Below are 20,530 nucleotides of genomic sequence, written 5' to 3'. Positions count from 1 at the left end.
GTAAATTAATTACAACTATAGCCGTATACCCCGGTCCGCCCCCGGCTTTTGGGCGATACTTTTGTTAAACTTACGAAATCACACCCCTTTCGTTGCCGAGGTGCTCCATGGCTCAAGCTTCCACGCCACTCAACGCCACCGTCCAGCAGGTCACCCAGCGCATCCGTGAGCGCAGCGCCGAGCGCCGCGCCCTCTACGAGCAGCGCATGGCCGATCAGCACCGGCGCGGCGTCCACCGCGGCGAGCTCTCCTGCGGCAACCTGGCCCACGGCTTCGCCGCCTGCGGCAGTCAGGACAAGGATTCGCTGAAGCTGATGAACTCGGCGAACCTGGGCATCATCTCGGCCTACAATGACATGCTCTCGGCCCATCAGCCGTTCGAGACCTTCCCCGAGACCATCAAGGCCGCGGCCCGCGACATGGGCTCCACCGCCCAGTTCGCCGGCGGCGTGCCGGCCATGTGCGACGGCGTCACCCAGGGCCAGCCGGGCATGGAGCTGTCGCTGTTCTCCCGCGACGTGATCGCCATGGCCACCGCCGTGGGGCTGTCACACAACATGTTCGACGCCGCGCTCTATCTGGGCGTGTGCGACAAGATCGTGCCGGGGCTGTTCATCGCCGCGGCGCGCTTCGGCCACCTGCCGGCCATGTTCGTGCCCGCCGGCCCGATGCCGAGCGGCCTGCCGAACAAGGAGAAGGCCCGGGTGCGCCAGCTGTTCGCCGAGGGCAAGGCCAGCCGCGAGGACCTGCTCCAGGCGGAGTCCGACTCCTACCATAGCCCGGGGACCTGTACCTTCTACGGCACCGCCAACTCCAACCAGCTGATGATGGAGATGATGGGCCTGCACCTGCCGGGGACCTCCTTCGTCAACCCGGGAACCGAGATGCGCGAGGCGCTGACCCGCTTCGCCACCGAGCAGGCGATCCGCAACACCGAGCCCGGCGGCAGCTACCGCCCCTTCTACCAGCAGATCGACGAGCGCGCCATCGTCAACGCCGTGGTCGGCCTGCTGGCCTCCGGCGGCTCCACCAACCACACCATGCACCTGGTGGCCATGGCCGCGGCGGCCGGCATCACCCTGACCTGGGACGACTTCACCGACCTCTCCGCGGTGACGCCGAGCCTGATGAAGGTCTACCCGAACGGCCAGGCGGACATCAACCACTTCCAGGCCGCCGGCGGCATGAGCTACCTGTTCCGAGAGCTGATCGGCGCCGGCCTGATCCACAGCGACATTCCCACCGCGTTCGGCACCGACATGACCGCCTACACCCAGGAGCCGTTCCTGGAGGACGGCAAGCTGGTGTGGCGCGAGGGTCCCGAGGCCAGCCTCGACACCGAGGTGCTGCGCGGCGTGGATGAGCCCTTCGCGCCCACCGGCGGCCTCACCGTGCTCGACGGCAACCTGGGCCGCGGCGTGATCAAGGTCTCGGCGGTGCAGGAAGCGCATCGCCTGGTCGAGGCGCCGGCACGCATCTTCGAGGATCAGAACGAGCTCAAGGCGGCCTTCGACGCCGGCGAGCTGGACCGCGACGTGGTCGCCGTGGTGCGCTTCCAGGGCCCCAAGGCCAACGGCATGCCGGAGCTGCACAAGCTGACGCCCTTCCTCGGCGTGCTGCAGGACCGCGGCCACAAAGTGGCGCTGGTCACCGACGGCCGCATGTCCGGCGCCTCGGGCAAGGTCCCGGCGGCCATCCACATCAGCCCCGAGGCACTGGACGGCGGCCCGCTGTCCAAGCTGCGCGATGGTGATATCGTGCGCCTCGACGCCAACGCCGGCACCCTCGAGGCCAAGGTGGATGCCGCGACCTGGGCCGACCGCGAGCAGCGGGTGGCCGAGCTGGACCACTACCACGTCGGCCTGGGCCGCGAGCTGTTCGGCGGCTTCCGCCACCTGGCCATGCGCGGCGAGGAAGGCGCCGGGGTGTTCGGCGGCTTCGAGGCCGACGACCTGGCCCGCCAGGCCGGCCAGATCCACGACGAGGACGCCTGAGGCCTCGCCCGATGCTACGCCGGCGGTAAGCGGCACTGCCATGATGCCCGTCGCCGCCCTCATGGGGCGGCGATCGGGTGCATGGGACCGGCCCGGCTGTCGTGACTGATCGAGAGACGAATCGACGATGACCCGACCGGCATGACTGATTGAGAGACGAATCGACGATGACCCGACCCGCACTGATCGGCGATATCGGGGGCACCAACGCCCGCTTCGCCCTGGTGACCCCGGGGGGCTTCGAGCCCCACGACATCCTGAGCCTGCCCTGCGCCGACTACCCTGGCCTGGTCGAGGCCATACGCGACTACCTGGAACGGGTCGGCGCCGTGGGCGATGATGCCCCCCGGGAGGCCTGCCTGGCCTTCGCCTGCCCGACCCACGGCGAGCGGATCAAGATGACCAACAACCCCTGGTCGTTCACCCGCGCCGAAGTGAAGGATGCCCTGGGGCTGGAGCTGTTCAAGCCGATCAACGATTTCACCGCCCAGGCCCTGGGCGTGCCCCACGTGGCCGACGACGAGCTGGTCGAGGTCCAGGCCGGGGTCGCCATCCCCCACGCCGCCCGGCTGGTGATCGGCCCTGGCACCGGGCTCGGCGTGGCCGGCGTCTTTCCCGGCCGCCACGCCTGGATTCCACTGCCCGCCGAGGGCGGCCACGTGACCTTCGCCCCCACCGACGAGCGCGAACACAACCTGCTGCGCCACTTCCGCAATCGCTACGGGCGCATCTCCGTGGAGCGGCTGCTGTGCGGCCAGGGACTGCTCGATCTCTATCTGGCGCACTGCTCGCTGAAAGGCACCAACCCGCGCTACGCCACGCCTGCCGAGGTCACCGAGGCGGCCGGCGAAGATCCCCTCGCCCGTGATACCCTGCTGCGCTTTCTGAAGATCCTCGGCGACGTCAGCGGCGATGCCGCGCTCACCCTCGGCGCCCGGGGCGGGGTCTACCTGTGCGGCGGCATCCTCCCGCGGCTGCTCGACTGGCTGCCGCAGAGTCGTTTCCGCGAGGCCTTCGCCGACAAGGGCCGCATGAACGGCTACAACGCCGACATTCCGGTCCGGGTCGTCACCGCCCCCTGGACGGGCCTGCTGGGCGCCGCCGAGGCCCTGCACAACGAAGAGGTCGAATAGCTCGACGCCAGGCGTCGATCGGCCCGATGGAGGAGATCGCATGATTCCCGCATCCCTGCGCGCCCTGCTGGACGCCACCGACGGACAGCGCCGCGCCGAATGGGCCGGCCGCGAGGTGTGGCTGGCCAACGAAGCCTGGGGTGAACTCGTGGTGTCGCTTCAGGGCGCCCAGGTGCTTCACTATCTTCCCGCGCCCGATGCCGCGCGAGCCGCAGGCGCTTCTGTGTCGCCGCTCTCTAACGCGTCCGAAGACACGCGAACGCGCACCAGCACTCCCAGCCCGGATCAGAGCGAGGAAGCCCTGGTGGACGGTGGCTGGCTGTGGGTCACGCCCACGCCCCAGGCGCTGCCCGGCGCCATCCGCGGCGGCATCCCGCTGTGCTGGCCGTGGTTCGCCGACGAGAACACCGCCGACGAGTCCGAGGACCGTTCCGGTCCGATGCACGGCCCAGCGCGCAAGGCCGACTGGCGCCTCGACGCCGTGGACGAGCACGAGGAAGGCGTCGAGCTGCACCTCTCGCCGCTGGAGCGCCTGCACTCCCAGCTGGTGCCGCGGGCGGTGATCCAGGCCAACGCCAATCGCCTGCACGTGGAGCTGATCACCGAGCACCGCGGCGAGACCCCGGTGAAGATCACCGGCGCCCTGCACAGCTACCTGGCGGTGGCCGATGCCCAGGCCTGCCGCGTCGAGGGGCTGGCCGGCGCCCGCTACCTGGACAAGCTCGCCGACTTCGCCGAGCGCGAGCAGCAGGGCGAGCTGGGCGTGCGTGGCGGCCTCGACCGCATCTACCACACCAACGCCGAGCTGACGCTGGACGACGGCCAGCGCCGGCTGCGCATCGCCCGCCAGGGCAGCGACTCCGCGGTGGTCTGGCATCCCGGCGACGAACGCCCGGCCGATACCTCCGCCGCCGCGGCCGGCCACTTCCTGTGCGTCGAGTCGGCCAACACCCGGCTCGACCCGGTATGGCTGGTGCCCGGCGCCCAGCACCTGCTGGGCACCACCCTCTCGCTCGAGACCGGCGCATGAGCCACCCCCCGACCTTCGAGGCGCCCTTCGCGCTGGGCATGATGAACCTGCACCAGGCACCGGCGCTGCACGCCGCCGAACGGCTGGCCGACTGGATCGAGGCGCGCCTCGATCAGGGCCTGGCCTGGTTCGACCATGCCGACATCTACGGCGACCGCGCCGGCGAGCGACTGTTCGGGGACGCGCTGCGCGCCCGCCCCGGCCTCGCCCGGCGGGTACGGGTGGTGACCAAGACCGACATCGTCACGCCCGGGCGCGACGGCTCGCCGTTCGCCGTCAAGCACTACGACAGTTCCCCGGCCTACGTGACCCAGGCCATCGACGCCTCGCTCGCGCGGCTCGGCGTGGCGCGGCTGGACCACTTCCTGCTGCATCGTCCCGACCCGCTGATGGACGCAGAGGCCACCGGTCGCGCCCTGGACGACGCCATCGCGGCCGGCAAGATCGGCGCCGCCGGCGTCTCCAACTTCCTGCCGGAGGCCTGGCGCCGGCTGCAGGCCGGCATGCACGGTCGCCTGTCGGCGCATCAGCTGCAGCTCTCGCTCGACCATAGCGCGCCGCTGTTCGACGGCCTCTACGATGCCGTGATCGGCGACGGCCAGGCCCCCATGGCCTGGTCGCCGCTGGGCGGCGGCCGAGCGCTGGACGGCCCGGCGGCCGCGCTGCTGCGTTCCCAGGCCGAGGCCCACGGCGTCAGCCCCGCCGGACTGGCCCTGGCCTGGCTGCGCGCCCTGCCCGGGCGGCCACTGCCGGTGATCGGCAGCCTCAAGCCCGAGCGCATCGAGACGCTGTACCGGGACGCCTCGCTCGAGCTGTCGCGTCCGGCCTGGTTCGCCCTGCTCGAGGCCGCCCGCGGCCACGAGGTGGCCTGAGCCCGCCCCTTCATCACAAGGAACCCCACCATGCTGCCCGTTATCGCCTTCGGTGAAGCCCTCGTCGACATGCTCTCCAGCCGGCTGGGAGAGGCCGACGAGCGCACGCCTGAGACCTTCACGCCCTATGCCGGCGGGGCCCCGGCCAACGTCGCCGTGGCCTGCGCCCGGCTCGGCGTGCCCAGCCGCTTTCTCGGCATGCTCGGCGAGGACCACTTCGGCGACTTCCTGGCCGCCGAGCTCTCGGCCCAGGGCGTCGACGTCTCCGGCGTGACGCGCACCCGCGAGGCGCGCACCGCGCTGGCCTTCGTCTCCCGCGACGCCGAGGGCGAACGCACCTTCGACTTCTATCGCCCGCCCGCCGCCGATCTGCTCTATCGCCTGGAACACCTGCCGGCCGGCGTGTTCGCCGAACCGGCGATCCTGCATCTGTGCAGCAACAGCCTGACCGACCCGGCCATCGCCGAGACCACCCTGGCGATGGCCGAGATGGCGGCCCGGGCCGGCTGCCTGGTCAGCGTCGACGCCAACCTGCGCCACAACCTCTGGGCCGACGGCCGCGCCGACAGCGCCCTGGTCACCCGGCTGCTCGACAGCGCCGATCTGCTCAAGCTGTCCCGCGAGGAGGTCGACGACCTGCGCGGCGATCATCCCGAGGACGACTGGCTGGCCGAGCGCCTGGCGGCCGGCGTCAAGCTGGCGGTGATCACCGACGGCGGCGGCGACGTGCGCGCCCTCGGCGCCGGGCTGTCGCTGGCGGTCACCCCGCCGGCCGTACAGGCCGTCGACACCACCGCCGGCGGCGACGCCTTTATCGGCGGGCTGCTGGCCGGCCTATCCGAGCAGGGCTTCGCCGAGGGCTGGCACCAGGACGCCCAACGCCTGGAAAGTGCCCTGGCCTTCGCCTGCCGCTGCGGCGCTCACGCCGTCACCCGCCCGGGCAGCTACGTGGCACTGCCCACCCGGGACGATCTCGCCTCGGCCTGATCGCGTCGCCGCCTTCTCAGGAGGCGGCGCCCTCCCCCGCTTCTCCCGCGCGCCAGCGCATCCGCCGCGGCACCGCCCGCCGCCCCGGGGTGCCCTCGCCCCGGGCCGCGGCCAGCGCGCTCTCCAGCGTCGCCTCGGCCATGCGATCGTGATCCTGCTCGGCGGAATTGACCGCCACCGGCAGGAAATCCAGCAGCCGGCTGTCGCCGAAGGTGGCCAGCCGCAGCGATGCCGGCAGCCCGCCGGCCTCGAGCAGGGTGTCGAGCACACCGTCGAACAGCGAATAGGACGCCGTGACCAGCGCGTCCGGCAGGCCGTGCTCGTCGATGACCCGACGCATCAGCCGGGCGCCCTCGGCACGATCGTAGCGCTCCCCGGACAGCACCAGGGCCGCCGCCTCGCGCCCGGCCAGCGCCCGCTGGAAGCCGCTGCGCCGCTCCTCGGTGATCGACAGCCAGGGCACCGCATCCAGCCATACCACCCGCGACGTCTCGGGCGACACCACCGAGGCGGCGAGCCGCTCGGCGGCCTCGGCGTCGTTGCTGACCACGCTGGCGAAGCGCTCGGCATCGAAGCCGCGGTCGACGGCCACCACCGGCAGCCCCTCGGCCTGCAGCTCGGCGTAGAAGGGATCGTCCATCGGCAGGCTGCTGGCGGTGATCAGCACCTCGCAGCGCCGCGCGCGCAGCGCCAGCGCCAGGTCGCGCTCGACCTCCGGCCGGTCGTCGGAGCCGGCGATCAGCAGCTGGTAGCCCGCCTCCCGGGCGCCGCGCTCCAGGCGCTTGGCCAGCCGCGCGTAGGTCACGTTCTCCAGGTCGGGCACGATCAGCCCCAGGGTGCGGCTGGAGCCGCGGCGCAGGGCCGCCGCCTGGGGATCGACCCGATAGCGATGGTGTTCGACCACCGCCATCACCCGGTCGACGGTGTCCTGGCTGATGCGCCGTTTCTCGGCCTGGCCGTTGATGACATAGCTGGCCGTGGTGCGTGACACGCCGGCCAGACGAGCGATTTCCGCGAGCGTCATGGATTCCCCCTAGACTGGACGAGGCATTCTACGCGGGAGTGCCGCGCCACCATCCCCTGCCAAAGTCGTAGACATCTGGACTTGCCAAGCCGGATGAAGCGTTCCAGCATTCGTGTCATCGAAGGTGACACGATTCACCTTGCCCGCACAAGCCACCGCAACGCCCCGGGAACCATGGAATGGCCCGGCGTCGCTCCCGACGAACCGGAGACATCGATGTTGACCCTACGCCAGGATGACGTCCTGCTCGGCTGTCGCGCCGAGCACTGGCGCGACGCGCTGGATCAGGCCGCCGAATCGCTGCACGCCGCCGGCCTGGTCGCCCCCGAGTATCGCGACGGCCTCCATGCCCGGGAGGCCCAGTCCTCGACCTTCCTCGGCAACGCCATCGCCATTCCCCACGGCACCCCGGAGAGCCGCGAGCACGTGCGCGCCACCGGCGTGCGGGTGCTGCAGTTCCCCGAGGGTATCGAGTGGCACGATGGCCAGCGCGTCCACGTGCTGGTGACCATCGCCGCCCAGAGCGACGAGCACCTCGACATCCTGCGCCAGCTGACCCATGTGCTCGACCAGGACGGCATCGCCGAGCGCCTGGCCGGCGCCGAGCGGGCCGCCGAGATCGCCGAGCTGCTGTCGAAGGCCGTGGTCGAGGCCAGACTCGACGCCGACACCCTGTGCCTGGGCTTCCCCGCCCGCGACCATGGCGAGCTGGCGCTGGCCGGCGCCGCCCGGCTGCGCCAGGCCGAGTGCGTCGACGCCGCCTTCGTCGCCGCCGTGGCCGAGACCGCCCCGCGCGCCCTGGGCCGCGGCCTGTGGCTGGTGGCCAGCGACCGCGGCGTCGGCGTGCCGGCGCTGGCGCTGGCGACCCCGGCCGAGCCACTCGAGGCCGATGGCGCCCCGGTACAGGGCGTGTTCTGCCTGGCGGCACAGGGCCAGGCCCACCGCGGCCTGCTCGAGCGCATCCTGGCGCTGCTCGAGAGCGACGCCCCCGAGACCCTCCACCGGCTCGATGCCGACGCCCTGCTGGCGCGATTGGCCGGCGAGTCCGCCGCCGCCCGCCAGCGCCTGGCCACGGTGCTCAACGCCCACGGCCTGCACGCCCGCCCGGCCAAGCAGCTGGTCCAGGTCGCCCGCGCCCAGGGCACCGCGGTGCGTGTGCGCCTGGCCGAGGGCGGCAGCGAGGCCGTCTCGGCCGCCAGCCTGACCAAGGTCATCAACCTGGGCGCCCGCCGCGGCCAGCAGCTGATCTTCACCGCCGAGGGCGAGACCGCCGAGGCCGCGCTGGCCGCGGTCTGCCAAGCCGTGGAGGAAGGCCTCGGCGAGCACGTCGAGCCATTCGACGCCTACCGCGAGCCGGTGACCGCGGAGCCGGAAAACAGCCCGGCCCTGGAGCCGCTGGCCGACGATGTCGCCCACCCGGCGGTGGCCGCCTCGCCGGGGCTCGCCATCGCGCCGGCCTTCGTGCTGACCACGCCGAGCTTCGACTACCCGGCCCGCGCCGCCGATCCGGCCGCCGAGCGCCGGCGGCTCGACGCTGCCCTCCGCGAGGGTGGCGAGCAGCTCGAGGCGCTGATCCAGCACGCCCGCGGCGGCGAGGTCTCGCAGATCCTGTCGATGCACGAGGAGATGCTCGGCGACCCCGAACTCCACCAGGCCGCCCGCGAGGGGATCGACGAGGGCGCCTCCGCCGAGGCCGCCTGGTGGGAGGCCATCGATACCGCCGCCCAGGCCCAGGAGCGCCTGGCCGACAAGCTGCTCGCCGAGCGCGCCGCCGACCTGCGCGACGTGGGCCGCCGGGTGCTGGGCATCCTGTGCCGGGTCGAGCTGCCCGAACCGCCGGATTATCCCTACATCCTGGTCACCGACGACATCGGCCCGTCCGACGTGGCCCGCCTCGACACCAGCCGCGTGCGCGGCCTGCTGACCGCCCGCGGCGGCGCCACCGCCCACAGCGCCATCCTGGCCCGGGCACTGGGCATCCCCGCCGTGGTCGGCGCCGGCGAACGCATCCTGACGCTTGCCAGCGGCACCGAGCTGATCCTCGACGGCGAACGCGGCCGCGTGACCCCGGCCCCCGCCGCCGAACGCCGCCAGGCCGCCGAGCAGCGCCTGGCCGAGCGCCGCCGCCGCGAGGCCGAGGCCTGGGAGGCCCGCTTCGAGCCGGCCCGCACCCGCGACGGCCACCGCGTCGAGGTAGCCTCGAACCTGGGCAACACCGCCCACGCCGCCGATGCCGTGGAGCGCGGCGCCGAGGGCGTCGGCCTGCTGCGCACCGAATTCGTGTTCATGGCCCACGCCGAGATGCCCGGCCTGGAGACCCAGATCGGCGAATACCGCGAGGCCCTCGACGCCCTCGACGGCCGCCCGCTGGTGGCCCGCACCCTGGACGTGGGCGGCGACAAGCCGCTGCCCTACTGGCCGGTGCCCCAGGAGAGCAACCCCTTCCTCGGCCTGCGCGGCATCCGCCTGGCGCTGACCAAACCCGAGGTGCTCGAGACCCAGCTGCGCGCGCTGCTGATGGCCGCCGCGCCCTCGGCCGAGCCGCCGCGCGACGCCCGGCCGCTGCGCATCATGCTGCCGATGGTCAAGGACGTGGCCGAGTTCCGCGCCGCCCGCGCCATCCTCGACCGGCTGCTCGAGGAGCTGCCGGCCGGCGAGCGCAGCGACGACGTCCAGCTCGGGGTGATGATCGAGGTCCCCTCCAGCGCCCTGCTGGCGCCGACCCTGGCCGCCGAGGTCGACTTCTTCTCGGTCGGCACCAACGACCTGACCCAGTACACCCTGGCCATCGACCGCGACCATCCCGAGCTCTCGGCCCAGGCCGACGGCCTGCACCCGTCGGTGCTCAAGCTGATCGAGATGACCGTGGCCGCGGCCCACGCCGAAGGCAAGTGGGTCGGGGTGTGCGGCGAGCTGGCCAGTGACGCCACCGCGGTGCCGGTGCTGGTCGGCCTCGGCGTCGACGAGCTCTCGGTCAGCGCCCGCCAGGTGCCGCTGGTCAAGGCGCGGCTGCGCGAGTTCGACCTCGATGAGGCCCGCGACCAGGCCGCGCTGGCGCTCTCTCAGGCCACCGGCGAGGCGGTCCGCGACGCCCTGGAGGCCCGCTGATGGCTCGCCTGCTGACCCTGACCCTGAATCCCGCCCTGGACCTCTCGGTGTCGCTGGAGCGGCTGGCGCCCGGCGAGGTCAACCGCACCAGCGCCACCCACCTGGAGGCCGCCGGCAAGGGCGTCAACGTGGCCCGGGTGCTGGCCGCCCTGGGCCATGAGGTCTGCGTCTCGGGCTTTCTCGGCGCCGACAACGACGGCCCCTTCCTGCGCGCCTTCGAGGCCGCGGGGCTCGAGGACGCCTTCCTGCGCGTGCCCGGCGAGACCCGCATCAACGCCAAGCTGGCCGAGGCCGACGGCCGGGTCACCGACGTCAACGGCCCGGGCCCGGCCATCGACGCCGAGGCCTGGCAGGCGCTGCTCGACCGGCTAGAGACGCTGGCCGCCGATGACGCCCGCCGCCCCGAGGCGGTGGTGATCGCCGGCAGCCTGCCGCCCGGCGTCACGCCCCAGGCACTGGCCGAGCTGATCGCGCGGTTGCGCGGCGCCGGCCTGCCGGTGTGGGTCGATACCAGCGGCCCGGCGCTTACCGCCGCCATCGCCGCCACCCCCACCGCGGTCAAGCCCAACGAGCAGGAGCTCGCCGCCTGGGCCGGCATGCCCCTCGACAGCGAGGCCGCGCGCCTGGCGGCCGCCCGCCGCCTGCACGAGGCCGGCATCGAGGAGGCGGTGCTCTCCGCCGGCGCCGAAGGCGTGCTGTGGGTCAGCCGCCGCGGTGCCTGGCAGGCGCTGCCGCCGGCCATGACCGTGGTCAGCACCGTGTGCGCCGGCGACACCCTGCTGGCCGCGCTGCTGCACGGCGTACTCGAAGGGCACGCGCCGGACGCGGCGCTGCGCCTGGCCACCGCGCTGTCCGCCGAGGCGGTCCGCCATGTCGGCGTGGGCAACGTCCGCGCCGCCGATTTCCCGTCACTCCAACAACAGACGCGCGTCCACCGCCTTGGCGGCGACGACGCCGGGGGAGCCCTCGCATGAACGTCATCCTCATCACCGCCTGCCCCAGCGGCATGGCCACCACCTTCCTCGCTGCCCGGCGCCTCGAGCAGGCCGCCGAGCGGCTGGGCTGGCAGACCACCGTGGAGATGCACGGCGAGCTTGCGCCGGTGCAGCCGGTCTCCGCCGAGGCCATCGCAACCGCCGACCTGGTCGTCGTCGCCGCCGACCACGTGCCGGACCCGCAGCGCTTCAAGGGCAAGCCGCTGTTCCGCGCGACCATCGACCAGGCGCTGCCCGACCCGGGCGGCTTCCTCGAGCGCGCCCGGCGCGAGGCCGAGGCCTTCGTGCCCGGCGGCGAGACCCACGCCACGCCGGTTTCCGAGCCCGGCACCGCAGCCGGGGCCAGCGCCATCGTGGCCGTCACCGCCTGCCCTACAGGGGTCGCGCATACCTTCATGGCGGCCGAGGCCCTGGCCGAGGCGGGCAAGGCACTGGGCCATCCGATCCGCGTCGAGACCCAGGGCTCGGTGGGCGCCCAGGACCAGCTGACCGAGACGGAGATCCGCGACGCCGAGGTGGTGATCCTGGCCTGCGACATCGAGGTCGACCCGACCCGCTTCGCCGGCAAGCGGATCTATCGCACCTCCACCGGCAGCGCGTTGAAGCAGCCGAAGCCGACCCTCCAGGCGGCACTGGCCGAGGCCGCGGTGGAAGACGGCAGCGCCGCGCCCGCGAGCGGCGGCGAGGCCAAGAAGAGCCTCAAGGAGCGCGGCGTCTACAAGCACCTGCTGACCGGGGTGTCCTTCATGCTGCCGATGGTGGTGGCAGGGGGCTTGCTGATCGCGCTGTCGTTCGTGTTCGGCATCGAGGCCTTCAAGGAGGAAGGCACCCTGCCCGCGGCGCTGATGCAGATCGGCGGCGGCACGGCCTTCGCGCTGATGGTGCCGGTGCTGGCCGGCTATATCGCCTATTCCATCGCCGACCGCCCCGGCATCGCCCCGGGCATGATCGGCGGCATGCTGGCCTCCGAGATCGGCGCCGGCTTCATCGGCGGCATCCTGGCCGGCTTCCTCGCCGGCTACGTGGCCAAGGCGGTGACCCGTTACGTCAAGCTGCCGGCCAGCGTCGAGTCGCTCAAGCCGATCCTGATCATCCCGCTGGTGGCGAGCCTGGTGACCGGCCTGACCATGATCTACGTGGTCGGCGAGCCGGTGGCGGCGATTCTCTCCGGGCTGACCACCTTCCTCGAGAACATGGGCTCCACCAATGCCCTGCTCCTCGGCGGACTGCTGGGCGCCATGATGTGCTTCGACATGGGCGGGCCGGTGAACAAGGCCGCCTACACCTTCGGCGTCGGCCTGCTGGCCTCCGAGACCTATGCCCCCATGGCGGCGATCATGGCCGCGGGCATGGTGCCGGCGATCGGCATGGGCATCTCGAGCTTCGTCGCCAAGTCGAAGTTCTCCGAGCCGGAGCGCGAGGCGGGCAAGGCATCGTTCGTGCTGGGCTTCTGCTTCATCAGCGAGGGCGCCATTCCCTTCGCCGCCAAGGACCCGCTGCGGGTGATTCCGGTCAGCATGGTCGGCGGCGCGGTGACCGGCGCGCTGTCGATGCTGTTCGGCGCCAAGCTGATGGCGCCCCACGGCGGCATCTTCGTGCTGCTGATCCCCAACGCCATCACGCCGGTGCTGCTGTACCTGGCGGCGATCGTCATCGGCTCGCTGATCACCGGCCTCGGCTACGCGGCGCTCAAGCGCGGCGGCCAGGCGGTGGCGGTCGAGGCCGGCGCCTGACGCCTGACGCCAGCCAGCGACCGGCAGGACATCCGGCACGAGAACGCCCCGGCAGGCCATCCTGGCCTGCCGGGGCGTTCTCGTTGAGACACGGGTCGAGCTACTTCACGTGCACCGTGAGGCATTCGCGCAGCTGGCTGCACTCCTGCTGCTTGTGACGGGCGAAGGACAACAGGGCCGTCTCGAGCTCCGGCGTGGCGTTGGTGTCCAGCAGCAGGCGCGACAGCCGGCTGGCCTCGTCGGCGGCGTCCAGCGCCTCCTTCAGCGCCTGGTCGACGCCCATGGCCTCGACCGGGGGAATCGCGGGCGTCTCGTCGCGGCTGACGCAGGCGGTCAGCTCCATGCGCTCGGCGGCCTCGGTCAGGGCCTCGAGCTGCTGCTCGCACTCGGCGCCGAGGTCGGCCACCACGCGGCTGATGTCGGCGTGGCGCTTGGCCAGCGCCCGGGCGAGGCGGCGGTAGCGCTCGAGATCCCGACTCTCGAGGCCACTGGCCAGCGTCAGCCGATCCTGGGCGAGCAGGGTAAGCGGGGCGATATCGTTCATGGGTCGCTTCCTCGTGTTGTCGAAGGGACGGGCGCCGCGACGCAAGCGACGTCACCCAGACCAAGCAAGGAGCGGGCCAAGGCCTCCATCACGCTGATTTCACGCGCATTAGACCAACGTCGATGTCTCGAGAGAGCAGGCCGCGCACCGCCGTGGACGCGGCACGCCCGCTCCTGATCGTCCATGGTGCAGGCCACAAAAAAGCCCCGGCCATGAAGGCCGGGGCGCAAGGACAGCCAACGGCTGTCGAGAGAGAACCCGATGGGTCGATCGAAAGACTCAGTGGTGGAAGCGCTCCGCGGCCTCCTGGGCCAGCCGGCGGATGGCGTTCCAGTCCTCGGCCTCGACCAGCGACTTCGGCGTCAGCCAGGAACCGCCCACGCACATCACGTTGGGCTGGGACAGGTAGTCGCCGGCGTTGTCCAGGCTGATACCGCCGGTCGGGCAGAAGCGCGCCTCGGGAATCGGGCCGGCGAAGGCCTTCAGCGCCTTGACGCCGCCGCTGGCCTCGGCGGGGAAGAACTTGAAGCGGCGATAGCCATACTGCCAGCCGATCATCAGCTCGGAGACGGTGGCCACGCCGGGCAGCATCGGCACCGAGCTCGATACGCCGTAGCGATAGAGCGCCTCGGTGGTGCCCGGGGTCACCACGAAGTCGGCGCCGACCTGCTCGGCCTGGCGATACTGCGCCGGGGTCAGCACGGTACCGATGCCGACGCTGGCCTGGGGCAGCGCCTCCTTGATGCGGCGGGTGGCCTCCAGCGCGCAGTCGGTGCGCAGGGTCACCTCGAGCACGCTAAGGCCGCCTTCGACCAGGGCGGTGGCCAGCGGCACGGCATCTTCCACACGCTGGATGGCGAGCACCGGGATCACCTCGGCCTTGAGGCAGATGCTGTCGATCTCGGTGGTGCGGGTGGAAGGCAGCTGTTTGTCGATGGTCATGGTCATGGCTCCAGAAAGGGGTCCGGGGCTCAGGGCGCCCAGTAGATGCCGAGCGGGCCGGCCAGGAAGGCGCGGATCGGCAGCGCCCGGGTGTCGTCGCCGGCCAGGGCACGGCCGAGCACTGTGCGCTTCTCCTCGCCGGTGATATGCAGGAAGTGACGCGGGCAGCGGTGCAGCCGATCGGCGCTCAGGGTGATGCGCGGCTGGGGCTGGCTCGGCGTGCGCACCGCCACCACCGAATCGGCGGTGGACAGCGCCAGGCCGAGCTCCTGGCTGTCCGGGAACAGCGAGGCGGTATGGCCGTCGCCGCCCATGCCCAGGATCACCACGCTGGCCGGCCAGGTCAGCGCCGCGAGGCGCTCGCTGACCTCGGCCACGCCCTCCTCGGGGGTGGCGGCGGCGCTGGTCAGCGGCACGAAGGTGGCCGCGGCGGCCGGCCCCTGCATCAGGTGGGCACGCACCAGGCGGGCGTTGCTGTCGTCGGCGTCTTCCGCGACCCAGCGCTCGTCGGCCAGGGTCACGTCGACGCGGGACCAGGGCAGGTCCATGGCGGCCAGGGCCTCGAAGAACGGCACCGGGGTGGAGCCGCCGGACACCACCAGCAGGGCGCGCTCGCGCTCGGCCAGGTCGGCCCTCAGGGCCTCGGCCACGGCCTCGGCAAGCTGCCGGGCCAGTTGCTCACGGGATTGGCTCATCTCAATCGTCCTCGTTCCTGCCGGTCTCAGTAGTCTTCATACCAGCGGCGGCCGTCCTGGGTGATCATGGCGGTCTTGAGAGAGCCGCGACGGGTCGCCCCAGGAGCCGGCGCATATGCCTTAGTAGTCTTCATACCAGCTGCGGCCGTCCTGGGTGATCATGGCGATGGAGGCGACGGGCCCCCAGGAGCCGGCCGGGTAGCGGCGCGGTGCCTCGGCGCGGTCGTTCCAGGCCTCGATCAGGCTGTCGCACCACTGCCAGGCGTGCTCGACCTCGTCGCGGCGCACGAACAGGTACTGCTGGCCCTTCATCACCTCGAGCAGCAGCCGCTCGTAGGCGTCCGGAATCCGCGCCTTGGGGAAGGCACTGTTGAAGTCCAGGTGTAGCGGGCCGCGGCGCAGACGCATGCCCTTGTCCAGGCCACTGTCCTTGGTCAGCACCTCCAGCGCGATGCCCTCCTCCGGCTGCAGCCGGATCACCAGCTTGTTGGCGGCCAGGTCGCGCTGGTCCGGATCGAAGATGTAGTGCGGCTGCTGACGGAAGTGGATGACGATCTGCGACATCTTGGCCGGCATGCGCTTGCCGGTGCGGATGTAGAACGGCACGCCCGCCCAGCGCCAGTTGGCCACCTCGGTCTTCATGGCCACGAAGGTCTCGGTGTGGCTCGAGGTGTTGGCGCCTTCCTCGTCGAGGTAGCCCGGCACGGTCTGGCCGTCGATGGTGCCGCCGATGTACTGGCCGCGCACCACGTCACGCCCCAGCATCTCGTCGGTGAACGGCTTGAGCGCCTTGAGCACCTTGACCTTCTCGTCGCGGATGGCGTCGGCGTCGAGGTTGGCCGGCGGGTCCATGGCGATCAGGCACACCAGCTGCAGCAGGTGGTTCTGCACCATGTCGCGCAGCTGGCCGGCCTCGTCGAAGTAGCCCCAGCGCCCCTCGATGCCGACCTTCTCGGCCACCGTGATCTCCACGTGGGAGATGTGGTTCTGGTTCCACTGGGTGCCGAACAGCGGGTTGGCGAAGCGCAGCGCGATCAGGTTCTGGACCGTTTCCTTGCCCAGATAATGGTCGATGCGATAGATGCTCGACTCGGGGAACACCGAACCGATGGCGTCGTTGACCTCGGCCGAGGACGCGAGATCGTGGCCGATCGGCTTCTCCACCACCACGCGGCTCGAGGCGTCGAGGCTGCCGCTGGCGTCCAGGTGACGGCAGATGTCACCGTAGATCTTGGCGCCCACCGACAGGTAGACCACCATCGGCTGCTCGGCGCCCTGGCGCCACTCGCGGATGGCGGCGTAACCTTCGGGCTGGGTGAAGTCGAGCTGCAGGAAGTCGAGCCGTGCCATGAAGCGTCCCAGCACCTCGCGGTCGAGTTCCTCGGCCTTGACGTAGGTCTTCAGGGACTTCTCGACCCGCGCCTTGAAGGCGTCGGCGTCCAGCTCCTGCCGGGCCAGCCCCAGCAGCCGCGTGGAGGGATCGAGCAGTCCCTCGCGCTCCAGATGGAAGAGCGCCGGGAAGAGCTTGCGCTGGGCCAGATCGCCGAGCGCGCCGAACAGGGCCAGATCGATTGCCGTACCGAAGTCGCCGAAGGAACGTCCATCCTGGGGCCGCTTGTGTTGGCTCATGACCACCCTCATCTGGTTAAATTAACAAAATAATAGCCTATTGCGCCGACCATCTCCAAAAACTTCTGTAAATTTACTACTAAATATGGAGAGGTCCGAGCGGTCACGGCTGGCCGTTACCCGCCCGCGCGCGCTAGGATAGTGGACATAATGTAGTTAAATCACCACATCATATCGACACACCGGCGGCGAACGACGCCGCAACCGCCTCACGGAGACTCCCCCGCGCATGGTCAGTCACGATCTGCTGGACCGCATTCGCCGTCGCCTCGATGAGCTCAACCGATCCGAACGCAAGGTCGCCGACGTCATCCTCGCCGACCCGACCGCCGCCACCAGCATGAGCATCGCCAGCCTGGCCCATGCGGCCTCGGTCAGCGAGCCCACGGTCAACCGCTTCTGCCGCAGCTTCGACGCCAAGGGCTATCCGGACTTCAAGATCAAGCTGGCACAGAGTCTGGCCGGCGGCACGCCCTACGTCAGCCAGGCGGTGGAACCCGGCGATGCCGCGGCCGAATACACCGGCAAGATCTTCGGCGCCACCATCGCGGCGCTAGACATCGCCCGGCGCGAGGTCGACCCGGCGCGGGTCGAGCGGGTGGTCGACTACCTGACCCAGGCCAAGCAGCTGCACTTCTTCGGCCTGGGCGCCTCGGGCGCCGTGGCCCAGGACGCCCAGCACAAGTTCTTCCGCTTCAACATCCCGGTGTCGGCCTATATCGACGTGCTGATGCAGCGCATGATCGCCGCCGCCTGCCACACCGGCGACGTGGTGGTGATCCTGTCCTACACCGGGCGCACCCGCGAGCTGGTGGACATTGCCCAGCTGGCGCGCAACAACGGCGCCGTGGTGCTGGGCATCACCGCGCCGGACTCGCCGCTGGCCGACGAGTGCACCGAGACCCTGGCGGTCTCGGCACCGGAGGACACCGACCACTACATGCCGATGACCTCGCGCATGATCCAGCTGGCGCTGATCGACGTGCTGGCCACCGGCGTGACCCTGCGCCGCGGCGAGGACTTCCTGCCCCATCTGAAGAAGATCAAGGACAGCCTGCGCGAGACCCGCTATCCGATGGGCGACGCAGGCTGAAGAAGGTTTGCAGTGCCTGATTGGCTGTTTGAAGATGGGCTGATCCGGCAACAAGCCCCGGGGTGCCGGACCACCACGAGGACGCTGTAAACCCATCCTTGGGCGCTTCTTTTGCCCTGCTTCGCTCTCGCATCCTGCTCCACTTGCAGGACCGGTGCTGGCCTTCCCTGGCCAGCCCGTTCGGCGGAATCCGCCTCACCCATGGGCAAAAAAACCTCGCTTCGCCTTGTCCCCGGCGCCCATGAGAGATGGCCGGTATCAGCTCAATCGCAGCGTCGACTCGGCGATCCCCGGCACCGCAAGATCGGCGACGAATAGATCGCCGGCCCCGGGCTCGCGGGCCCGCTGCTCGGCGCTCATGCCCTCGCGGGCGGTGGTGATGTAGAGCGAGGCCAGCCCCGGGCCGCCGAAGGCCGGGCAGGAGGGCTGGGAGGTGGGAAGGGAAATGGCGTCGATCTCTCGGCCCTCGCGGTCCAGGCGCACCACCTTGCCGGCGCCCCACAGCGCCAGCCACATGGCGCCTTCCGCATCGATCACCGCGCCGTCGGGATTGCCCTCTCGCCCGGTGAAGTCCCCCCAGGGCTCGGGCTCGCCGACCGGCCAGCCTTCGGCGTCCAGCGCCCAGCGATAGACGATGCCGCGCGCCGTGTCGGCGAAGTGGGCGTGCTCGCCATCGGGCGAGAAGCAGATCGCGTTGGGAATCGTCAACCCGCTCCTGAGGCGCGAAAGCTCGCCGCGGTGCAGCCGGTAGAGGCTGCCGGCGCCGTCCTCGGCGCCCTTGCCCATGCTCGACAGCCACAGGCTGCCGTGACGATCCACCCGCGCGTCGTTGCTGCGAGTGACGCCACTGCCGGCCTCGAAGCCCATCAGCCGCTCGATCGCACCGGAGGCGGGGTCCAGGCGGCTCAGGCGATCCTCGCCCACCACCAGCATCCCGCCGTCGTCCAGCGGCGCGGCCAGCGAGGCCATGTGATCGAGCTCGATCACGCCGGTCTCGCCGCTTGCCGCCTCGAGCCAGTGCAGCCGCTGGCCGAGGATGTCGCACCACACCAGGCGGCCGGCCGAGGCGTGCCACTGGGGCCCCTCGCCCAGCTCGCAGCCGCTGGCCACCGCCGTGCGCGCGCCCCCGGTCACTCGCGCCCCACTCATGGCTGCGCCGCCCGCCAGGCCTCGACCAGCTTGCGCGCCCGCTCGCCGACCTCGTCGGCGCCGAGGCCGGGCTGGTAGAGGGCACTGCCGAGGCCGGCGCCGTCGACCCCGGCGGCCCGCCACTGGGCGAAGTTGTCGACGCCGACGCCGCCCACGGCATAGAGCTCGGTGCCTGCCGGCAGCACGGCGCGCACCGCCTTCATGCCCTCGAGTCCGACCTGCACCGCCGGGAACAGCTTGAGCGCCGTGGCGCCGGCGTCCAGGGCGTCGAAGGCCTCGGAGGGCGTGACGATGCCGGGATAGGACGCCATGCCCAGCCGGCGGGTCTCCTCGATCACCGCCGGGCGGCAGTTGGGCGACACGATCAGCCGGCCGCCGGCCGCGTGAACGTCGCGCACCTGCTCCGGCGTCAGCACGGTGCCGGCGCCTACATGGGCGCGATCGCCCAGCGCCTCGGCCAGGCGGCGGATGCTCTCCAGCGGCTCGGGGGAATTCAGCGGCACCTCGAGACGATCGAAGCCGGCGGCGAGCAGCGCCTCGCCGACGTCGACGACCTCGTCGGGGGTGATGCCGCGCAGGATACCGATCAGCGGAAGGGACATGGGACGAGACTCCTGTTCAGTCATGGTCAGGGGCAGCGTGTGCGAGGGCGGCGTGGGCCAGGCCGAGGCCGGCCAGCACCGCGCGCTGGTTGGCAATGATCTCGCTGTCGTGGCCCAGCGCCGAGAGCGCCAGGGCGTAGCGGCGACACAGCGCCTCGCCGCCGATCAGCCGCACGCTCTGGCCGGCGGTGAGATCACGGCAGGCACCGGCCAGCTCCAGGCCGATGGCGAGCCCGGACAGCCGGGCCGCCAGCACGGCGCCGCGGGCCTCGCCATCCGGCAGGGCATTGTCGAGCAGGTCCATGGCGCGCAGCCCGAACAGCTTGCGAGTGAAGGCCTCGGGCGCGGCGGCCGCCTCGGCCACCGCGGCGGTGAAGGCCTCGCGGCAGGCCGAGTTGTCGAGATCGTCCTCGGAGAGCGAGTGGGCCAGCACCGACCGTTCGGCCAGCAGGCGATAGAGCTCGCCGGTCAGGTAGGTGTGGAAGCGTTGCACGCGGCCATCCTCGAGCGTCGCCCACTTGGCATGGGTGCCGGGCAGGCAGACGAGGCCGGACACGCCGGGCTCGAGGGCCGCGAGGCCGGCGAGCTGGGTCTCCTCGCCGCGCATCACGTCGAAGCCGCCGGCGTCCGCGCCCTGGCACAGGCCGGGCAGCAGGCGCACGTCGAGGCGCGCGTCCTCGACGGCCGGGCGCACCGCGCCCTCGGCCAGGGCGTCGAGCGCGGTGGGCACCGGGCGGTACGGCGCCTCGCGCCAGCCCTGGCGGGCCCCGGCCATGCCGCACACCAGCACCGTGATGCGGCCCTGGGCGGGCAGCCAGTCGCCGATGACGGCCAGCAGCGCCGGCTCATAGTCGGCCGGGGCCAGGCCCAGCATGCCGCGGGCGGCCTCGGCCTCGGCCAGCACCGCGCCGTCGGCGGCCAGCGCCCAGGCGCGCAGGTTGCTGGAGCCCCAGTCGACGGCGACCCAGGCCAGCCGCGTGGAAATCGCTTGAGTCATCTC

The 20,530-nt window shown here is 71.5% G+C and carries 17 protein-coding genes; 9 read left to right on the top strand and 8 right to left on the bottom strand.

All coding sequences use genetic code 11. From position 1 onward, the window contains the following. Positions 1-107: 107 nt before the first annotated feature. From edd to CVH10_RS10685, 5 genes are all read left to right on the top strand, one after another. Positions 108-1,994, top strand: a complete 1,887-nt coding sequence (gene edd, locus CVH10_RS10705) for a phosphogluconate dehydratase (RefSeq protein ID WP_035598952.1) — start codon at positions 108-110, stop codon at positions 1,992-1,994. A gap of 167 nt (positions 1,995-2,161) precedes the next feature. Continuing rightward, positions 2,162-3,127 carry a glucokinase gene (gene glk / locus CVH10_RS10700; protein ID WP_035598949.1) on the top strand — a complete coding sequence of 322 codons (966 nt, stop codon included), beginning with the start codon at positions 2,162-2,164 and terminating at the stop codon, positions 3,125-3,127. 40 nt (positions 3,128-3,167) lie between these two features. Next, complete coding sequence (locus CVH10_RS10695; RefSeq protein ID WP_035598947.1) at positions 3,168-4,157, top strand: D-hexose-6-phosphate mutarotase; 990 nt, start codon at positions 3,168-3,170, stop codon at positions 4,155-4,157. Further along, the gene (locus tag CVH10_RS10690) at positions 4,154-5,029 is read left to right on the top strand and encodes an aldo/keto reductase (protein ID WP_106488670.1); all 876 of its coding nucleotides are present in this window, start codon (positions 4,154-4,156) and stop codon (positions 5,027-5,029) included. Before CVH10_RS10695 ends, CVH10_RS10690 begins: the two co-directional genes overlap by 4 nt. A 30-nt stretch (positions 5,030-5,059) precedes the next feature. Then, the gene (locus tag CVH10_RS10685; protein WP_106488669.1) at positions 5,060-6,016 is read left to right on the top strand and encodes a carbohydrate kinase; all 957 of its coding nucleotides are present in this window, start codon (positions 5,060-5,062) and stop codon (positions 6,014-6,016) included. A 16-nt stretch (positions 6,017-6,032) separates the two neighbouring features. Here the strand turns inward: CVH10_RS10685 and cra are convergent, their stop codons facing one another. Then, the gene (gene cra / locus CVH10_RS10680) at positions 6,033-7,040 is read right to left on the bottom strand and encodes a catabolite repressor/activator (protein WP_106488668.1); all 1,008 of its coding nucleotides are present in this window, start codon (positions 7,038-7,040) and stop codon (positions 6,033-6,035) included. 216 nt (positions 7,041-7,256) lie between these two features. On the opposite strand from cra, the gene ptsP reads away from it, so the two are divergent. The 3 genes from ptsP to CVH10_RS10665 are packed head-to-tail and all read left to right on the top strand — an operon-like array spanning position 7,257 to position 12,876. Then, positions 7,257-10,148, top strand: coding sequence for a phosphoenolpyruvate--protein phosphotransferase (gene ptsP / locus CVH10_RS10675; RefSeq protein ID WP_106488667.1), 2,892 nt, complete (start codon positions 7,257-7,259; stop codon positions 10,146-10,148). Continuing rightward, positions 10,148-11,122, top strand: coding sequence for a 1-phosphofructokinase (gene pfkB, locus CVH10_RS10670; RefSeq protein WP_106488666.1), 975 nt, complete (start codon positions 10,148-10,150; stop codon positions 11,120-11,122). Before ptsP ends, pfkB begins: the two co-directional genes overlap by 1 nt. Continuing rightward, entirely contained in the window at positions 11,119-12,876 is a 1,758-nt protein-coding gene (locus CVH10_RS10665) for a PTS fructose-like transporter subunit IIB (protein WP_106488665.1), read from the top strand. Before pfkB ends, CVH10_RS10665 begins: the two co-directional genes overlap by 4 nt. A gap of 100 nt (positions 12,877-12,976) precedes the next feature. On the opposite strand, the gene CVH10_RS10660 is transcribed toward CVH10_RS10665, so the two are convergent. The 4 genes from CVH10_RS10660 to zwf all read right to left on the bottom strand — a co-directional run bounded on the left by CVH10_RS10660 (position 12,977) and on the right by zwf (position 16,686). Beyond that, positions 12,977-13,420 carry a hypothetical protein gene (locus tag CVH10_RS10660; RefSeq protein WP_106488664.1) on the bottom strand — a complete coding sequence of 148 codons (444 nt, stop codon included), beginning with the start codon at positions 13,418-13,420 and terminating at the stop codon, positions 12,977-12,979. Between the two features lie 279 nt (positions 13,421-13,699). Further along, positions 13,700-14,362: a bifunctional 4-hydroxy-2-oxoglutarate aldolase/2-dehydro-3-deoxy-phosphogluconate aldolase gene (locus tag CVH10_RS10655; protein ID WP_106488731.1), complete on the bottom strand. Its 663-nt coding sequence runs from the start codon at positions 14,360-14,362 to the stop codon at positions 13,700-13,702. A 29-nt stretch (positions 14,363-14,391) separates the two neighbouring features. Further along, on the bottom strand, positions 14,392-15,057 hold the full coding sequence (gene pgl, locus CVH10_RS10650) for a 6-phosphogluconolactonase (RefSeq protein WP_106488663.1): 666 nt from the start codon (positions 15,055-15,057) through the stop codon (positions 14,392-14,394). Between the two features lie 120 nt (positions 15,058-15,177). Next, the gene (zwf, locus tag CVH10_RS10645) at positions 15,178-16,686 is read right to left on the bottom strand and encodes a glucose-6-phosphate dehydrogenase (RefSeq protein ID WP_106488662.1); all 1,509 of its coding nucleotides are present in this window, start codon (positions 16,684-16,686) and stop codon (positions 15,178-15,180) included. 229 nt (positions 16,687-16,915) lie between these two features. On the opposite strand from zwf, the gene CVH10_RS10640 reads away from it, so the two are divergent. After that, the gene (locus CVH10_RS10640) at positions 16,916-17,779 is read left to right on the top strand and encodes a MurR/RpiR family transcriptional regulator (RefSeq protein ID WP_106488661.1); all 864 of its coding nucleotides are present in this window, start codon (positions 16,916-16,918) and stop codon (positions 17,777-17,779) included. Positions 17,780-18,037: 258 nt separating this feature from the next. On the opposite strand, the gene CVH10_RS10635 is transcribed toward CVH10_RS10640, so the two are convergent. From CVH10_RS10635 to CVH10_RS10625, 3 genes are read right to left on the bottom strand one after another with little or no spacing between them, the layout of a single operon-like run. Then, complete coding sequence (locus tag CVH10_RS10635) at positions 18,038-18,928, bottom strand: SMP-30/gluconolactonase/LRE family protein (RefSeq protein WP_106488660.1); 891 nt, start codon at positions 18,926-18,928, stop codon at positions 18,038-18,040. Continuing rightward, on the bottom strand, positions 18,925-19,530 hold the full coding sequence (locus CVH10_RS10630) for a 2-dehydro-3-deoxy-6-phosphogalactonate aldolase (RefSeq protein WP_106488659.1): 606 nt from the start codon (positions 19,528-19,530) through the stop codon (positions 18,925-18,927). The genes CVH10_RS10635 and CVH10_RS10630 overlap by 4 nt, the downstream gene beginning before the upstream one ends. 16 nt (positions 19,531-19,546) lie before the next feature. Further along, the gene (locus CVH10_RS10625) at positions 19,547-20,527 is read right to left on the bottom strand and encodes a 2-dehydro-3-deoxygalactonokinase (RefSeq protein WP_106488658.1); all 981 of its coding nucleotides are present in this window, start codon (positions 20,525-20,527) and stop codon (positions 19,547-19,549) included. Positions 20,528-20,530 lie beyond the last annotated feature (3 nt).

It is taken from the genome of Halomonas sp. ND22Bw (genome assembly GCF_003011945.1).
Classification (GTDB): Bacteria; Pseudomonadota; Gammaproteobacteria; order Pseudomonadales; family Halomonadaceae; genus Halomonas; species Halomonas halophila.
The sequence above is the reverse complement of the archived record's forward strand: the minus strand, read 5'-3'. Positions and strand labels throughout refer to the sequence as shown.

Coding starts and splice junctions, on each gene's coding strand:
- edd (WP_035598952.1), top strand. CDS start 108: ATGGCTCAAGCTTCCACGCCACTCAACGCCACCGTCCAGCAGGTCACC.
- glk (WP_035598949.1), top strand. CDS start 2,162: ATGACCCGACCCGCACTGATCGGCGATATCGGGGGCACCAACGCCCGC.
- CVH10_RS10695 (WP_035598947.1), top strand. CDS start 3,168: ATGATTCCCGCATCCCTGCGCGCCCTGCTGGACGCCACCGACGGACAG.
- CVH10_RS10690 (WP_106488670.1), top strand. CDS start 4,154: ATGAGCCACCCCCCGACCTTCGAGGCGCCCTTCGCGCTGGGCATGATG.
- CVH10_RS10685 (WP_106488669.1), top strand. CDS start 5,060: ATGCTGCCCGTTATCGCCTTCGGTGAAGCCCTCGTCGACATGCTCTCC.
- cra (WP_106488668.1), bottom strand. CDS start 7,040: ATGACGCTCGCGGAAATCGCTCGTCTGGCCGGCGTGTCACGCACCACG.
- ptsP (WP_106488667.1), top strand. CDS start 7,257: ATGTTGACCCTACGCCAGGATGACGTCCTGCTCGGCTGTCGCGCCGAG.
- pfkB (WP_106488666.1), top strand. CDS start 10,148: ATGGCTCGCCTGCTGACCCTGACCCTGAATCCCGCCCTGGACCTCTCG.
- CVH10_RS10665 (WP_106488665.1), top strand. CDS start 11,119: ATGAACGTCATCCTCATCACCGCCTGCCCCAGCGGCATGGCCACCACC.
- CVH10_RS10660 (WP_106488664.1), bottom strand. CDS start 13,420: ATGAACGATATCGCCCCGCTTACCCTGCTCGCCCAGGATCGGCTGACG.
- CVH10_RS10655 (WP_106488731.1), bottom strand. CDS start 14,362: ATGACCATCGACAAACAGCTGCCTTCCACCCGCACCACCGAGATCGAC.
- pgl (WP_106488663.1), bottom strand. CDS start 15,057: ATGAGCCAATCCCGTGAGCAACTGGCCCGGCAGCTTGCCGAGGCCGTG.
- zwf (WP_106488662.1), bottom strand. CDS start 16,686: ATGAGCCAACACAAGCGGCCCCAGGATGGACGTTCCTTCGGCGACTTC.
- CVH10_RS10640 (WP_106488661.1), top strand. CDS start 16,916: ATGGTCAGTCACGATCTGCTGGACCGCATTCGCCGTCGCCTCGATGAG.
- CVH10_RS10635 (WP_106488660.1), bottom strand. CDS start 18,928: ATGAGTGGGGCGCGAGTGACCGGGGGCGCGCGCACGGCGGTGGCCAGC.
- CVH10_RS10630 (WP_106488659.1), bottom strand. CDS start 19,530: ATGTCCCTTCCGCTGATCGGTATCCTGCGCGGCATCACCCCCGACGAG.
- CVH10_RS10625 (WP_106488658.1), bottom strand. CDS start 20,527: ATGACTCAAGCGATTTCCACGCGGCTGGCCTGGGTCGCCGTCGACTGG.